General features: G+C 59.2%; 18 protein-coding genes. All 18 read right to left on the bottom strand.

Going from position 1 to position 15,571, the window contains the following annotated elements:
• Nucleotides 1-107: 107 nt before the first annotated feature.
• Entirely contained in the window at nucleotides 108-1,286 is a 1,179-nt protein-coding gene (locus tag ACFODV_RS03320) for an MFS transporter (protein WP_379754642.1), read from the bottom strand.
• Nucleotides 1,280-2,104 carry a phosphonate metabolism protein PhnP gene (gene phnP, locus ACFODV_RS03315; protein WP_379754639.1) on the bottom strand — a complete coding sequence of 275 codons (825 nt, stop codon included), beginning with the start codon at nucleotides 2,102-2,104 and terminating at the stop codon, nucleotides 1,280-1,282. Before phnP ends, ACFODV_RS03320 begins: the two co-directional genes overlap by 7 nt.
• Nucleotides 2,101-2,643 carry a ribose 1,5-bisphosphokinase gene (phnN, locus tag ACFODV_RS03310; protein WP_379754636.1) on the bottom strand — a complete coding sequence of 181 codons (543 nt, stop codon included), beginning with the start codon at nucleotides 2,641-2,643 and terminating at the stop codon, nucleotides 2,101-2,103. Before phnN ends, phnP begins: the two co-directional genes overlap by 4 nt.
• On the bottom strand, nucleotides 2,643-3,788 hold the full coding sequence (locus ACFODV_RS03305) for an alpha-D-ribose 1-methylphosphonate 5-triphosphate diphosphatase (RefSeq protein WP_379754633.1): 1,146 nt from the start codon (nucleotides 3,786-3,788) through the stop codon (nucleotides 2,643-2,645). The genes phnN and ACFODV_RS03305 overlap by 1 nt, the downstream gene beginning before the upstream one ends.
• Before the next feature lie 2 nt (nucleotides 3,789-3,790).
• Complete coding sequence (gene phnL, locus ACFODV_RS03300; RefSeq protein ID WP_379754629.1) at nucleotides 3,791-4,534, bottom strand: phosphonate C-P lyase system protein PhnL; 744 nt, start codon at nucleotides 4,532-4,534, stop codon at nucleotides 3,791-3,793.
• Nucleotides 4,535-4,554: 20 nt separating this feature from the next.
• Entirely contained in the window at nucleotides 4,555-5,343 is a 789-nt protein-coding gene (gene phnK / locus ACFODV_RS03295; protein WP_379754626.1) for a phosphonate C-P lyase system protein PhnK, read from the bottom strand.
• Nucleotides 5,340-6,173 (bottom strand): alpha-D-ribose 1-methylphosphonate 5-phosphate C-P-lyase PhnJ, encoded by an 834-nt coding sequence (locus ACFODV_RS03290; RefSeq protein ID WP_379754623.1) that lies wholly within the window; start codon nucleotides 6,171-6,173, stop codon nucleotides 5,340-5,342. The genes phnK and ACFODV_RS03290 overlap by 4 nt, the downstream gene beginning before the upstream one ends.
• Nucleotides 6,170-7,282 carry a carbon-phosphorus lyase complex subunit PhnI gene (locus tag ACFODV_RS03285; RefSeq protein WP_379754620.1) on the bottom strand — a complete coding sequence of 371 codons (1,113 nt, stop codon included), beginning with the start codon at nucleotides 7,280-7,282 and terminating at the stop codon, nucleotides 6,170-6,172. The genes ACFODV_RS03290 and ACFODV_RS03285 overlap by 4 nt, the downstream gene beginning before the upstream one ends.
• Complete coding sequence (phnH, locus tag ACFODV_RS03280; protein ID WP_379754617.1) at nucleotides 7,267-7,884, bottom strand: phosphonate C-P lyase system protein PhnH; 618 nt, start codon at nucleotides 7,882-7,884, stop codon at nucleotides 7,267-7,269. Before phnH ends, ACFODV_RS03285 begins: the two co-directional genes overlap by 16 nt.
• A 2-nt stretch (nucleotides 7,885-7,886) precedes the next feature.
• Entirely contained in the window at nucleotides 7,887-8,321 is a 435-nt protein-coding gene (gene phnG, locus ACFODV_RS03275) for a phosphonate C-P lyase system protein PhnG (protein ID WP_379754613.1), read from the bottom strand.
• Nucleotides 8,318-9,079 (bottom strand): phosphonate metabolism transcriptional regulator PhnF, encoded by a 762-nt coding sequence (phnF, locus tag ACFODV_RS03270; protein WP_379754610.1) that lies wholly within the window; start codon nucleotides 9,077-9,079, stop codon nucleotides 8,318-8,320. The genes phnG and phnF overlap by 4 nt, the downstream gene beginning before the upstream one ends.
• 42 nt (nucleotides 9,080-9,121) lie before the next feature.
• Nucleotides 9,122-9,970: a phosphonate ABC transporter, permease protein PhnE gene (phnE, locus tag ACFODV_RS03265; RefSeq protein ID WP_379754608.1), complete on the bottom strand. Its 849-nt coding sequence runs from the start codon at nucleotides 9,968-9,970 to the stop codon at nucleotides 9,122-9,124.
• Nucleotides 9,967-10,851 carry a phosphonate ABC transporter, permease protein PhnE gene (gene phnE, locus ACFODV_RS03260; protein WP_379754605.1) on the bottom strand — a complete coding sequence of 295 codons (885 nt, stop codon included), beginning with the start codon at nucleotides 10,849-10,851 and terminating at the stop codon, nucleotides 9,967-9,969. The genes phnE (ACFODV_RS03265) and phnE (ACFODV_RS03260) overlap by 4 nt, the downstream gene beginning before the upstream one ends.
• 62 nt (nucleotides 10,852-10,913) lie before the next feature.
• Nucleotides 10,914-11,828: a phosphonate ABC transporter substrate-binding protein gene (gene phnD, locus ACFODV_RS03255; protein WP_379754602.1), complete on the bottom strand. Its 915-nt coding sequence runs from the start codon at nucleotides 11,826-11,828 to the stop codon at nucleotides 10,914-10,916.
• A 43-nt stretch (nucleotides 11,829-11,871) separates the two neighbouring features.
• Complete coding sequence (phnC, locus tag ACFODV_RS03250) at nucleotides 11,872-12,687, bottom strand: phosphonate ABC transporter ATP-binding protein (protein ID WP_379754599.1); 816 nt, start codon at nucleotides 12,685-12,687, stop codon at nucleotides 11,872-11,874.
• Nucleotides 12,688-12,934: 247 nt separating this feature from the next.
• The gene (gene phnX / locus ACFODV_RS03245) at nucleotides 12,935-13,753 is read right to left on the bottom strand and encodes a phosphonoacetaldehyde hydrolase (RefSeq protein ID WP_379754596.1); all 819 of its coding nucleotides are present in this window, start codon (nucleotides 13,751-13,753) and stop codon (nucleotides 12,935-12,937) included.
• A gap of 41 nt (nucleotides 13,754-13,794) precedes the next feature.
• Nucleotides 13,795-14,922 (bottom strand): 2-aminoethylphosphonate--pyruvate transaminase, encoded by a 1,128-nt coding sequence (locus ACFODV_RS03240; protein WP_379754593.1) that lies wholly within the window; start codon nucleotides 14,920-14,922, stop codon nucleotides 13,795-13,797.
• Between the two features lie 48 nt (nucleotides 14,923-14,970).
• Nucleotides 14,971-15,567 (bottom strand): HD domain-containing protein, encoded by a 597-nt coding sequence (locus ACFODV_RS03235; RefSeq protein WP_379754590.1) that lies wholly within the window; start codon nucleotides 15,565-15,567, stop codon nucleotides 14,971-14,973.
• Nucleotides 15,568-15,571 lie beyond the last annotated feature (4 nt).

The following is a 15,571-nucleotide window of genomic DNA, read 5'->3' as shown; positions in this document are numbered from 1 at the left end:
CCCGGGCCACTGCTGCCAAGCAGACAGTCCCGTGGAGCGACAAAGACGACATGAGATTCAATCCGGGACAGTACACACACCACTTTGAGTGGTGACCAGACAGGTCATCATGACGCCGGGCGGGCTCGAATCAACAGCAGCACCGCCAGCGCGCCAAACAGCAGGCTAGATGTCAGCCATAGCGCCCCCGCTCCCCATGCCGTCAGCATCACTCCAAACAGCCAAGGAGAAAAGGCCTGAGCAACTCTCGCCGGGGCAATGATCCAGCCCTGGCGTAAACCATAACCTTGAGCACCAAAGAGGCTCAGTGGCAAGGTGCCTGCGGCGATGGTCAGAAGACCATTGCCGGCACCATGCAACATGGCAAAGCCAGCCGCAGGCATGCCGAACGCTACCATCAGCGCCGCCCCCAATGGATGCAGGCAGGTTGCCACTCTGGCCGCAACCAGAGGGTGTGCATGTCGCATCAGCGTGAATTCCGCAAACCGTGCCCCAACCTGAGCAGGCCCCACCAGCGCCCCAGCGGCCACTGCCGTAGCCAAGGACACCCCCGTTTCCTGAAGCAGCCCCGGCAGGTGAGCCGCCATCGCTGTGGACACAAACCAGCCGGCCGCGAACACATAGGCCAGACCCGCCATCGTCCAACGCCTCACTCCATCAGCCTCATCCCTTTGGGCATCCATGGGGGCGTCAGTCGAAACCGCCCTGTCCTCTTCCTCACCCGGTAAGCAGCGATGCAGCGGCAGGCAGACCAGCAAATGAATCACAGCCCAGAATAGACAGGCCTCTCTCCAACCAAAGGCACTGTTCAACCAGGCAGTCAGCGGCCAACCGAGTGTACTGGCGAAACCCGCCATCAGTGTGACGCCGGTGATGGCGCGCCGCGCATCTCGACCAAAAGCTCGGGTCAGGGTAGCAAAGGCGGCATCGTAGAGACCCATCGCCATCCCGACACCGATGATGGCCCAGCTGAGCGCCAGGCCGACAGGGCCCTGGGCAAGTGCCAACAGCCCAAGCCCTGCCGCCAGCACCAGACTCGAAAGGCCAAGCATCGTCCGCCCCCCGAAACGGTCGATGCGCTGACCCACCCAGGGACCAAAGGCTGCGGTTATCAACAGTGATAACGAGAAGGCCGCAAACACCCAGTGACGCGCTATGCCGAGATCATTGGCTATCGGGGTGGCGAGAATAGCCGGCAGGTAGTAACTCGATGCCCAGGCCAGTGTCTGCGTTACGCCAAGCACCATCGTCAGCCGAACCTGGCGGCCTGGTCGGGCTGTCAGCATAGTGGACCATCCTGAGCGATGAGCGATTCGAAACAAGCCGGCTCGGACGTCCCCAAACTCATGTTCAGCCAAATCTCTTCATCATCCCTGGCAAGCTGCACATGAGGCGGCAGTTGGCCGGGATCGCACAGCAGGTCAGCCACAAGCTCATGACTCATATGGGTCAGGAAAGCCCTGGGACAGCCCAACCTTTCAATGATCTGTATGGCCATCGGCAAGCTGTTGTGATTCCGCGGCGCCATGTGAGATGCAGGATAGGTAGCATCCAGAACGACAACATCAGGCACCCAATCCCGAAGGAAACGTTCAGTCTCCTGCGGCAAGCCCAGCGTGTCGGTCAGATACGCCAGCTTCGCCCCACCGTCATCCAGACAGTAGCCGAGCGTCGGCTTGCTGTGCAGAAGGGGAACGGGGGTGACAGTCATTCCGTCCAGATGCATGGGATGAAAAGGCTTGAGACCCGCACGGAAATCGAGAATACCAGGATTGCGATAGAGATCTGCGCAGCCGTGTGAGTCCTTCGGACCAAAAACCGGAATGCTCTCACCAAGCCCCCAGCGAAGGTGCAACAACCCCTGAACATGATCTGCATGGTAGTGAGTCAGGAAGATTGCCGCAGGACGTTCCCGCTCGCAGCTTTCCACTAGATCCATACGACCGGCATCCAGCAGATAGCGTTTATCATTTACCCAGAACTCAGCACTGCATGGACCGTGCCGGGAGCTCGATATGACCCTCGCCCGCGCACAGGCCTGACAGTCGCAGCCGAAGCATGGCGTCTGCGCACTATCGCCCGTTCCCACGAAGCGAAATTTCATGCGGAACACCTCGCCTCAATCAGCCGGGACAGTTCATCGAGGCTCGCTTGAGGGGTGCCCGCGTTGTCGATATGCGCCACATCAGGAAGCGATGCAGCCAACTGCCGATGGCGCAGCAGCCGCTCTTCGATCGCTTCTTGGGTTTCCCTTCCACGGTTCATCAGTCGCTGACGCAACAGGTCTTCCGGCGCGGTCACTAAGACAGGCAGCAGCCAGTCGCCAAAGCGACACTGCGCATCGGGCAATGCCCGTCGGCTGCCATTGACCAGTACGGTCGCATCACGACACAGCCAGGCCTCCAGCTCTATGCCCAACCCATACCTAAGATCATGGGCTTCCCAACTGAGACAAAAAAGCCCCGTGCTCTGTCGAACAGCAAATTCATCGTGGGTCAAGGCGACACTGTTCTCGCTGGAACCGCTCTCACGGGTGACATAGCGATGCGCCACCAGCCACTCGGGATGTCGACGGCGAGCCTCTCCGAGCAACGTGTCCTTGCCCACACCGCTGGCCCCCATCAAGTAAACGAGTCGGGCCATCAGTGTACCTGCCTGCCGGCGCACCAGACACGCTGCACCAAGGGATGGCCATCCAGCAGCCTCACCCTGAGAAGGTCCGCACGAAGACCCGGTACCAGGCGACCACGATCTGTCAGCCCGACGGCCTGGGCGGGATGGCGGGTGGCTGCCGCTACCGCCTGAGGCAAGCTGTAACCATCATCCATGTGTGAAATGCGGAAAACCGCATCCAGCATCGAAGCCGGATAATAGTCGGACGACAACACATCCAGCACACCGCGCCGGACCAGTTCCGCTGCAGCGATATTGCCAGAGTGGGAACCACCTCGGACGACATTGGGCGCCCCCATCAATACCGCCATACCGGAACGATGAGAGGCCTCGGCAGCTTCCAGGGTGGTGGGGAACTCGGCAACTCGAATGCCATATTCCCGGCTCTCGACAACATGCTCCAAGGTGGCGTCATCATGGCTGGCCAGGGCCAAACCACGAGACTGACATCTGGCAGCGATGACACGTCGCTGCTCACTGCTGTAGCGGGTGCTGTTCTCTTTCTGCTGCTCGATGAAGATCGCCATCTCAGGGTCGGAAAAGCCAAACTTTCCCTGGTAATAGGTTCGGTACATCTCCAGGCTGACAAACTGCCGCTGCCCCGGCGCATGATCCATCAGCGACACCAGACCCAGCAGCGGCGACTCCGCCATCTTCTCGAACGTCGCTAGCGTTTCGGGATGGCTCACTTCGCAGCGCAGGTGCAGCCGATGGTCGACCCGGGCCAGTCCATGCTGTTGCATGTCCAGCAGGGCATCATGCATCTTTTCCAACGCCTGTGTCCGCATGCTATTCATTTCCACTGTGCCAATTGAAAGCGAATCGAACACGGTGGTGATGCCACTTGCAGCCATCTGAGCATCGTGTGCAAGAGCCGCTTGACGCGAGGGCCAGGCCACCTTGGGACGCGGCTGGAAGTACTTTTCCATGTTGTCGGTGTGCAGCTCAATCATGCCCGGAAGCAGGTAATCTCCTTCACAGTCAACAGCGCCGGGAAGCTGGCTGGAGCAAGTGTCCATGTCCGCAATATGTCCTTCACGAATCACCAGACTGCCCTCCACCACCTCGTCATCCAGTACCAGGCGGACACGATTCAATACCTGTTCGGCTTGCATCGTCATTGGCTTGCCTCCCCGCGGTGCATCTCGCAGTGGTTCATGTCGGGTCTCGGCATGTAGTCATCGAGCGGTAATAAACGGTCGGCCACCCTCTCCCTGACATCCTCGTCGTGGAAGATCCCCAACATCGCGACTCCGCGGGATTTGGCTGCTTGGATCAGCTCCACGACAACTTCACGGTTGGTGGCATCGAGTGACGCCGTAGGCTCGTCGAGGAGAAGCAGCGGGTGCTCGCCGATGAAACCACGGGCAATGTTCACACGCTGTTGCTCGCCCCCCGAGAAGGTGCCTGGCGGCAGCTCCCACAAGCGCTGCGGGAGGTTGAGGCGCTCCAGCAGTCCCTCGGCCTTGCAGCGCGCCTCTTCAGGATCGCTGCCACGCATCAACAGCGGCTCCATGACCACCTCCACAGCGGGCACCCGTGGCACGCACCTCAGGAACTGGCTGACATAGCCGATTACATCGCGGCGCAGCGCATGCCAGGCATGAGCAGGCAGCTCGGCCAGGTCTAAATCGCCATCATCAAAATGCAGGCACACATGCCCTCGGGTTATTCGGTAGCTGCCATAGAGCATCTTGAGCAGCGTGCTCTTGCCGATGCCGCTGCGACCCACCAATACCTGGCACTCACCTGGGCTCAGCGTCAGTGACAGATCCTGCATCACATCGAGTGATAGGCCACCCTGGCCATGCAGCACGAAGGTCTTTCCCAGCCCCTTGACACGTAACAGTGGTCTCGTCATTGCACTCATTTCCCCTCTCCTCACGGCGTCAGCACTGACGACACCAGCAACTGGCTATAAGCATGCTGGGGATCATCTAGAATCTGGTCCGTCAGACCGGCCTCCACTATCAGCCCACGGCGCATGACCACCAGCCGATGCGCCAGTAGTCGTGCGACAGCCAAGTCGTGGGTGACGAGAATGACGGACAGTCCGAGTTCGCGAACCAGGGTGCGCAGCATGTCCAGAAGTCGTGCCTGAACCGAGACATCCAGGCCGCCAGTAGGCTCATCCATGAACACCAGCTGTGGCCGCGTCACCAGCGTGCGGGCAATCTGTAGACGTTGTTGCATGCCTCCGGAGAAGGCACTGGGCGCATCGTCAATGCGCTCGGGGTCCAGCTCCACTCTGCCCATCCAGTCCTGACCCGCGGCTCGCAGCTGGCCATAGTGGCGCTCGCCCAAAGCCATCAGCCGCTCACCGATGTTGGCACCGGCGGAAACGCCTAGACGAAGGCCGTCGCGAGGATTCTGGTGCACCAGCCCCCACTCCATGCGCAGCAGCGCACGACGCCTGGCCTCGCCGATGGCGTAGAGATCCAGCGCTCCATCGTGGGCGTGATACACCACCTGGCCTCCATCGGGGCGCTCCAGGCCGGACAACAGTCTCAGTAGGGTCGACTTGCCGGAGCCCGACTCACCGACGATGCCGAGCACTTCGCCTCGGTGAAGAGTAATGTCGATCTCCTGGCAGCCTTTGCCCGGGCCATACAGGCGACACACCTCCCTCGCCTCCAACAGCGCTGGACGTTCCAGTTGAGGACGCTTCATGCCACCTCCTCGTAGCGCTGACGGCAATAGTCGGTATCCGAGCAGACGAACATGCGCCCACCGGCATCGTCGGTGATCACCTCATCCAAGAAACTTTCCTGCGATCCACACAGGGCGCATGGCATCTCCCAGCGCTGCACCTCGAAGGGATGATCTTGGAAGTCCAGGCTCTCAACGCGGGTATAAGGCGGAATGGCATAGAGCCGTTTCTCACGCCCTGCGCCGAACAACATCAAGGCACCGGACATATGCAGCTTGGGGTTGTCGAACTTTGGAATCGGCGATGGATCTGTCACATAGCGTCCATCTACCTTGACCGGGTAGGCATAGGTCGTGGCGATGTGCCCGTGCCGCGCGATGTCCTCATAGAGCTTGACGTGCATGACCCCGTATTCTTCCAGGGCATGCATAAGCCGAGTCTCTGTTTCACTTGGCTCGATGAAGCGCAGAGGCTCGGGTATCGGTACCTGAAAGACCACAATCTGGCCCGGGGCTAATGACGTCTCGGGTATTCGGTGTCGGGTCTGAATGACGCTGGCGTCAGCCGTGCTTGTAGTGGTGGCGACATCAGCGACGCGCTCGAAGAAGGCCCGGATACTGACGGCGTTGGTGGTGTCGTCAGCTCCCTGGTCTATCACCTTGAGAACGTCGTCCTGTCCCAGAATGCTCGCCGTCAGCTGCATCCCGCCGGTTCCCCAGCCATAAGGCATTGGCATCTCACGCCCCCCGAACGGCACTTGGTAACCAGGGATCGCCACGGCCTTGAGTAGCCCGCGTCGGATCATTCGCTTTGTTTGCTCGTCCAGATAGGCAAAGTTGTAACCGTTCATGACTGCTGAGCCTCCGACTGCGCTTGCATGTTGTTGTCGGCGAGCTGTGTTGCGGCGTGCTCGCGTCGCAGGCGCCGTAATAGCTCCAGTTCGGACTGGAAGTCGACGTAGTGCGGCAGTTTGAGATGTGACACGAATCCGGACGCCTCGACGCTATCAGCGTGTGCCAGCACGAACTCGGCCTCCTGGGCAGGCCCAATGATGGGTTCACCCAGTTCCTCGGCACGAAGGGCGCGATCCACCAGCGCCATGGCCATGGTCTTGCGCTCGTTGTAACCAAAGGCCAAGCCGTAGCCGCGGGTGAACTGAGGAGCCGCTTCACGGGTACCACCAAATTGGTTGATCATCTGGCACTCGCTCAGCGCAATCTCGCCGATGCACACCGGCTCATCGCACTCATCGACGATGATCTCTACTTCCACATAGCCCTGGCGAATCTCCCCGGCAAAAGGATGGTTGCGCCCATAGCCCCGCTGGGTCGAGTAGCCCAGCGCCAGTAGATATCCTTCATCACCGCGTGCCAGCATCTGAAGACGCGTCGCGCGATCTACCGGAAAATCGGGGGGGTCGCGAGTAATGTCGAAGGGATCGCTGCCATCGTCCGCCTCACGCTCCATCAAGCCTTCGGCATCCAGCAACTCGAGGATCTGCGGACATGACGCCAGCGCCGCATCAGTACTTGCCGGCTCGGGTACTTCGCCCCCGGCCAGTTGTATGAAGTCCAGCAGGCGATGTGTGTAATCGTAGGTAGGTCCCAGCACCTGACCGCCTGGAATGTCCTTGTAGGCGGCACTGATGCGACGTTCGATACGCATCGATGCCGTGTCAAGCGGCACACTCTCGGCCAGACGCGGCAGCGTGGTGCGATAGGCCCGAAGCAGAAAAACCGCCTCCACCAGGTCGCCGCTTGCTTGCTTGAAGGCAAGCGCCGCCAGCTCGGGATCATAGAGAGAGGCTTCAGCCATCACTCGATCCACCACCAGACGGAGCTGGCCCTGAATCTGAGACACCGAGAGCTCAGCCTGCTCACGCTCCCCGCGCCGGCGGTCGGCCAGCCAACGGTGAGCATTGGCGATGGCCTGCTCTCCTCCTTTCACTGCGACATACATGCGCCGGCCTCCCTGGTCGGTACCGAGACAATCCGCGTGCTTCGAGGAATCGCGGCGAGCCGCTCGCCGCAGGTGAGGACGGCATCCAGCCCACGGGGGAATCGGCTGCGATTGGTTGTCAGGCGTGACATCAGCGGGATTGCCTCGCCCACATCGAGCCGGCGATGCTCGGCTATACCAGGCCCGCTCAGCTGCCAATTTCCGTCATCGTCAAGGCGCTCCAGAGCGACAACCAGGGTGGTGCTGCGATCCGGATAGGCCTCACAGCCCTCGCCAAACACGAGTGCGGAATCCATCAGCACATCTGGCGTCACGACGGCAAAGTGGGCCTCCTCGGGGACTCGGGTAAAACGGGCTCCTGTATGAAATGCCAAAGCCTCACAAAGGCCTTGGCCTGCCAGGCAAGGCGCCACCCAAACGCGCGTATCCAGATCACAAAGGGATAGCAGCGTGGCCCACAGGGCCGAGCCGATCACCGCCCCCGGCGGGGGCGGCGGTCCATCACATAAATGAAGGGTGCCTGGCTCCGCCATGGCGGCCAGAATGCGCCGGAAGTGGCGCTGTGCATCATGAACGGGGGCATCAAACGCACTCCACTGCATCATCACTCCCCCCGGACCATGGTGAAAAAATCGACCCGGGTCGCCGCAGCGACTTTGGCCTGTGTTTCGTGCTCTTCCACGAGCAGCGCCTCCAGTGGAGCGATCAAGCCTTCTTCCATGCTCGCCTCCCACTCGGGGCGCCGGGCGCAGGCATCCGTCAGGGCAATCAGCTCGGCATGACGATGATCCCGACCCTTGACCCAGCCATGACCCAAGGTGCCATCCTCAAGCGCCACACTGACTCGGGTCAGGGTCATCTCGCCCAGGTTAAAGACGTTGCCAGTTCCCCCCATACGACCACGCACCATGGCCATGCCTGTTTCGGGACCTCTCACACATCGGTATGGGGGCGCTATACCCAGACGGTTCCAGGCTTGTTCCACGCGGTCGCCTGGGCTCAGCGCCAGAATGCGCTGGCGGCGTCGAGCATCAGTCATGACATCACCTCGTCAGAGTGAAGGGATGAGCAGTGGTCCGAGAACTCACTGAAATCGATGTGGTAGGAGAGACTGTCAGCCCGAGCCCGGCTGACCGAGACCTCGACCAAGGCGCCTGTCGAGTCGATGTTGTCGCTTATGATCTGAAGCAGCGGGGCATTCAGTGCACACTGCAGCCATCGTGCGTCGGCAGCGGTAGCACTTCCCGCCTCGATGCGCGCCTGGCGACGTCTGAGGCGCAACCCGTAGTGCTGATCCAGAAATGCACGCGTAGAGCCGCCCCGATAACGCTCAAGCCAACTCGGCACCCGCTGCGAATCGAACCAGTGGCAGATCCACACCAAGGGTGCCCCCTCCACATAGCGCAGGGTGTCCACACGCAGCAGGACCCCGCGATCCGGCAAAGCGAAGCGCTGGGCGATTGCGGCAGGAGGAGTGTCCAGGCACTGGGTAAGGCAACGTGTATCGGTGGCCATCCCCAGCTCAGCCAAGTTGTGGGTGACCTTGCTACCCGCACTGAGCCGGTAATCGAGCCGACGATCGACTACTTGAGTGCCGCGCCCCTGATGACGAGTCACCAACCCTGCTGTCACTAGCTCATCCAAGGCACGACGCACCGTATGGCGATTGACGCCGAAGCGAACGGCAAGCTCGCTCTCAGAGGGCAGCAGATCACCCGCGGCAAATTCATTGCGTACCTGATCGGAAAGCGTGTCAGCCAATTGGCGATAAATGGGCAGCTCTTTTTGTCTAGACATGTTTATAAAAACACCTCCATGGAAGTAAGGGGCCTTCAAGAGTCATGACCCCTCGATCAGACGACCACGAATTTTTCCGGACACCCAATCGATCACGTAGACGGTGACCAGTATCAGGATCAGGATGGTGGCAACTTCTTCCCAGTGATGGCCGCGAATGCGCTCTGACAGCTGATAGCCAATACCGCCGGCACCGACGATGCCAAGAATCGTGGCGCTACGGACGTTGGACTCGAAGATATAGAGCGTTGACGAGATGAACATCGGCAGGACCTGGGGCAGTATCCCGAAACGCGTGCACTGCAGGGTGGTACCGCCGCTTGCCGCGACCCCCTCGCTTGGGTGTCGGTCGCACCCCTCCACCGCCTCAGAAAAGAGCTTGGCCAGAGTGCCAATATCCGAAATGATGATCGCCATCACACCTGCCAAGGGGCCCAAGCCCACGGCGCGGACAAAAACCAGCGCCCAGACCAGCTGATCCACACCACGCAGAAAGTCCATGCTGCGACGTATACCAAAGCGCCCAAGACGGAATCGAAAGACGTTGCGAGCTGACAGGAATGCAAAAGGGACCGCCAGCAAGGCGGCGAACAGTGTGCCAATGAAAGCCATCGCAAGCGTTTCAAAAATCGCCTTCATGAACTCCCAGACTACCGTGGGCTCGGTAGCCGGTGGCACCATAAAGCGCACCAGCATGCCCAGTTGCCCAAGACCATCCCAGATTCGCATCGGCGAAAAATCGAAAATCACAAGGCCATAGATCAATGTGGCCAGCGACAACCCCAATACCAGCCCCTGACTCAATCGACGACGCCAGCTGATAACAAATATATCGGGGTAACGCTGTTCGGCTTGAGCCACCGAAAGTTCTTCGCAAAGAACAGACGTCATGACAGGTTCTCCTTGCCGATGAAACCGTGACGAATACGCTCGCAGAGCATGTCCGTCAGCGATACGGTGATAACAATCAGCAGAATCAGGGCGCTGACGTCCTCGTAATAGAGCATGCGAATGGCGGTGATCAGTTCCTGGCCAATGCCGCCGGCACCGACAATGCCCATCACCGTGGCGGTACGCACATTGATTTCGAAGCGCCACAGGCTATAAGAAACCAATGACGGAGCCACCAGAGGGAAGACCGCGAAGCGCATACCCTGAACCCAGTTGGCTCCTGCCGCTTTGAGACCATCCAGTGGCTTCAAGTCGATGTTCTCGATAGCTTCAGAGAAAAGCTTTCCTGACGCACCCATGGAGTGAATAGCTATCGCAAGAATGCCGGCCAGAGGACCGAGTCCGAAGGCAAATACAAAGATCAGTGCGTAGACGAGATCAGGGACTGTACGAGCGACTTCCAAGAGGCGACGAGCCATAATCGTCAACCAGCGATTAGGTCCCACATTTCCCGCCGCGACAAAGCCAAGAACGATAGCGCCGAGGGTACCAAGCAATGTGGCGACGTAGGCCATCAACAGCGTCTCACCGAGTAGTGCCATCCAATCGGGAAAGGCATAGAACCAATACGCCATGTCCTCGCGGAAGGTCGCAACACCAAGTTCCGGTAGGATCTTAGCGATGTACTCATGGACTTTCGGCAACCCTGCGACGATTCGTCCAGGGCTAAAGTGGCTGAGATAAGCGGAGGTCAGAAATAAAGTGAGAAACACTACCCCGCCAAGGATCCAGACTCGGTACTTCTCGATCCGCGCTTGCTGCTGCAGGGCGCAAAAAAACTGCCAGGCATCAGAGCCTGCGTGATCATTGTGTGACGACATCATTAAATTCCTCTGTCCGGCCGCCTGAAGGCGGCCGGACTACCCACAAGCGTTAGGTTCTCTCAGCGCTGGCGTCGTGTGTCGCGAAGCTCCTGAACAGCAGAGAGAATCGGCTGATACATCTCGTGGGTTGCCAGAACGAAGCCTGACGTGCGGCCCGATGCGGCAGCATCGGCCAGGTCAGGACGCTCCTCATGGAGACTAAGAAAGAAGTCGGTGATGTCCTGCTTCATATCCTCCGGCAACTCGCTGGGTACGGCATAGAGCGGATTGGGAATCAGCGGAGACTCCCAGATCACACGAATATCATCACGATCCAGCATGCCGCGGTCCATCATCATGCGCAGCTGCCCGGTATTATCGCCCTTGGATGTCCAAGTAAAGGCAGAGTCCAAAGAACCGTTTAGCACACCGATGACACTCTGCTCATGCCCGCCTGAGAACACGGTATGTCCAAAGTAGTCGTTAGGCTCTATACCATCTTCACGCAAGCTGACCATAGGCACCAAATAGCCAGAGGTAGAGTTCGGGTCAGCCCAGGCAAGGGACTTTCCCTGGAGGTCGTCAAGACTTTCATAGTCGCTGTCAGCGCGAACAATAAGCACTGAATGATAGCCGAGCTCACCATCCAACTCTGCAGGGACAACAAGTGGTTCGATTTCACCTTCGCTATCGATCCAACCCGCAGCATAGGAAGATCCTCCCAGTCGTGCCAAGTGGATATGTCCCGCCGTAAGTGCCTGAACTACGGCTGCATAGTCGTTGGCCTGCTGGATTTGCATCTTGACGCCAAGCTGTTCTTCAAAATAGTCGGCCAGGGGCTGGAACCGATCGATAGTGGCAGCTTGGTTTTCCACCGTTGTAGCACCGATAGTGACAACAGGATAATCATCACGCCAGTCGGCGTGAGCAGCTGTCACTGCGAGAGGGCACAGGAGAGCCGAAGCAACAACGCACTTGAGTGTGGTACGAGCCATGATCTTTATCACCGTATACTGGATGGAAGTTTGGTTTAGTTTGTCAAGCAAAAGCAGAGGCAGCTGGTGGTTGTTTCGACCATATTTCTCCAGACGTTACTGTTTCATTGACTGCCTTTTCGTCATCACCAACGCCGTATATACGCTGGACCGTATCGTGATCTAGCTGAGAGGGAGAACCATCAAAAACCATCTCACCATGGAGCATGCCGATGACACGGTCACAGTACTGGCGAGCTGTTTCCAGCGAGTGAAGGTTACACATCACCGTGATACCCCTGGACTGATTAATCTCTTTCAGTGCGTCCATCACCATTGCTGCACTACGGGGATCCAAAGAGGCAATTGGCTCATCGGCCAGCATAATACGAGGGGACTGCATCATGGCTCGGGCAATCGCTACGCGCTGCTGCTGACCGCCCGACAGATTGCCCGCACGTTGCAGCGCCTTGTCCGCCAGGTCCAGCTGCTCAAGTGCCTGGATGGCCTGCGCCTTTTCCTCGCGACTGAACAGCTTGAACATGGAGGGTAAGCTGCCATGGTGGGCTATTCGCCCCATCAACACGTTAGTGATGACATCCAGACGAGGAATCAGATTGAACTGCTGAAAGATCATGGCAGTTTGTCCCCGCCACTGTCGTAGGGCTTTCCCTTTCAGCTGGCTTACTGGCTCACCACCAAAGTTGATACGCCCTTCAGAAACATCTGTAAGCCGATTCACCATGCGAAGGAGCGTTGACTTCCCTGCCCCAGATCGGCCAATAACACCAACCATCTGCCCTTCTGGTATCTCGAAGCTAAGATCATGAATGACTCGAGATTTTCCGTAACTTTTGCTGACATTATCCACACGTAGCATTGCCCTACCCTCCTGCCACGTCATGTGGCGTCATGCGGTGGTTGCATGTCACATAGAATACGCGCCAGAGATGAAGGCAACTTGTCTAGATGATTTCATTGTTGTGAAAAAAAACGCCTTACTGAGCCCACCTTTTGCCTATCTCAAGAACAGGGCTCATACAAAACAACGCCTTAGAAAACATACGGCATAGCTCAACGCCAAACTGTCACCCAAGTGTCATGCCCAGCTATCACAAATTCAGCCCTTAAGGCCGCTCCCCTCGTGACAACCGGGCATTGATCTCATCAATTACCGATGGAAGATCGGCAATGGTGTCGATCAGAAAGTGTGGCTGGGCGGGCGCAAACTGACTCTCGATACTCGAGCGCTTTTCCGCCAACAAAGCGGCAGGCATGTCACGAAACTCGGCGTAACTGAACCCAAGAGCGTTACCGGAACAGGTCAGCCCTACCGTCCACATGCCGGCCCGACGCCCCTCGAGAATGCCGGGGACGGTGTCGTCCACCTTGACGCAGGCGGCGACATCCGTAATGCCTAGGGCAATCACGTTGGCCAGCGCCTGAGCCGGATGGGGTCGCCCGTTGGGCACCTCATCGCTGGCTACCACATGGTCGGCTTCGAACCCTTGCTCTTGGGCCCGTGTTACTACTTGCTCCATCACCACTGCGGGATAGCCCGAGCAAGAGCCGATCTTCATGCCCTGCTGGCGCAGGGCGGCGATGGCCTCCAGGGCTCCGGGGATCAGCGCCGAGTGCTCGCCGATCTTGGCGATCTGAAGTGGCATGAAGCGCTCATACAGCGCTGTAACGTCGTCATCGGTAGGGATATGACCGGCAGCCTGTTCGAAACGGGCGGCGATCGCCGGGTCATCGCAGAGCGCGCGAATGTGATCCCACTTCCCCACGCCCATGGGGCCGCGAGCCTCTGCCAGACTGATCGCCACCTTCACTTCGTCAAAGGCCTCAACGAAGATCTGTGTAGGCGCGAATGAACCAAAGTCCACCACGGTGCCGGCCCAGTCGAGGATGGCGGCTTCGAGCCGCTCCGGGGTACGGTATTTCATGACACTCTCTCCAGTTGGGAAATCAAACTCCAGTCGGGATATCAAGCGGCCGGACGGCAATCGTCCACGCCCATGGCGGCCAGGGCCTCATCCACCGCGTTCAGCAATCGCTCCATCACGGCCACGTCGAGGTGTCCGATGCTGCCGATGCGAAAGCTCTCCATCTCAGTGAGCTTGCCGGGATAGATGATGAAACCGCTGGCCTTGAGCTCGGCGTAGAAGCGGGCGAAATCGAAGGCAGAGTGGGCGGGGCTGAGAAAGGTAGTGATGATCGGCGACAGCCAGCGATCCTCCAGCAAGGTGATAAATCCCCTGCGGCGCATGCCGGTCACCAGGCACTCCCGGTTGCGGGTGTAACGCGCCAGCCGAGCCTTTACGCCACCCTCAGCGTCATGCTCATCGAGGGCCTGAAGAAAGGCCGCCACCACATGGGTGGGAGGGGTGTATCGCCACTGGCCGGTGCGCTGCAGATAGCGCCACTGATCGTGAAGATCCAGGGAGAGGGAGTGGCAGCGCCCCTCTGCGGCCTCCAGCGCATCACGGCGCACGATCACGAAACCGAATCCAGGCACCCCCTCGAAGCACTTGTTGGCCGAGGAGATCAGCGCCAGGAACGGCGTGCGCTGAGCATCCACTGGTAAACCGCCAAAGGCGCTCATGGAGTCCACAATCAACTCGCGTTCCTGAGCCGCCACCTCTTCAGCGATCGCCTCCAAGGGGTTGAGGATGCCGGAGCTGGTCTCGCAATGAATCAGGGCAACGTAGCCAATCGACGGATCGGCCTGAAGTCTTTCCGTCACAGTCGCAGGGCTCGGCGGGGCTGCATCCCCGGTGTCCAACACCTCATAGGGGCGCCTCATGCGCTCGAGCAGGCTGACCAGCCGCTTGCCATAGGCGCCGTTGACCAGGACCAGCGTGGTGAGGGCCGGGTCGATCAGGGAGCCCAGGGCCGCCTCGACGGCGAAGGTGCCGCTGCCCTGGATAGGCACACAGACATGACTTCCTGTGGCATTGGCATGGCCCAGCAGCCGTCGGCACATCTCCGCGGTCATGGCGTTGAACTCATCATCCCAGGAGCCCCAATCGCGCTGCATGGCCGCCTTGACGGTAGCACTGGTGGTAAGAGGTCCGGGAGTCAGTAAGAAAGGATCGGATCGGTGCGTTTTCATTGGTCTATACCAGGCAACATGAGCAAAAAAATATGGGTGGTTTCGATATCAGGTCAGGCGTTGCAACACCCTCAGCAACTCCGGGAGAAAGTCACGGAAGGCCAGATGGCTCAGGTCGGTTTGCTTGCCTGCATCGTCCCAGCGACGTAGCTTAACCGCCGCGGAAAAATGCTCATGGTTTTCAAAGGCGCGACACTCGTCGTCCGTCATCCGTCCACCCTGATGGGCCAGTGAGTGACGCGAGGCGGCGGAGAGAGAGGCTTCGTAATTCGGGTCAACTCGACACAGGTAGCGTTTTGCGGCTGCATGCAGCCTGATAGGGGCACAGACCCCCTCGCCGAAGTGAATACTCGCAAGCTCCGCCCCAATCTCGTCATGCCGGTTGGCGTCACGCCAATCCACTGAGCCGATGAGGTGGCCGATGTCATGAAGAAGCGCCGCCACCACAAGCTCGTCGCTGCCCCCTCTTCGACGCGCCAGACCCGCGCACTGAATGGCATGCTCGAGCTGTGTGACCTCTTCCCCGTAGAAGGCATCACCGGCTGCAACATATAGCTGCTCCAATGCCGCAATGACCTCCGCGGCACTCGCCCCAGCAGGAGGCAGCGCCTCGTCGAAAGCTACCGGTAAGGACAGGTTTTGCATGTCT

It is taken from the genome of Halomonas tibetensis, from assembly GCF_042643535.1.
GTDB lineage: Bacteria > Pseudomonadota > Gammaproteobacteria > Pseudomonadales > Halomonadaceae > Halomonas > Halomonas tibetensis.
Note: the sequence above shows the minus strand (reverse complement) of the source record. Positions and strands in the feature narration are given on the sequence as shown.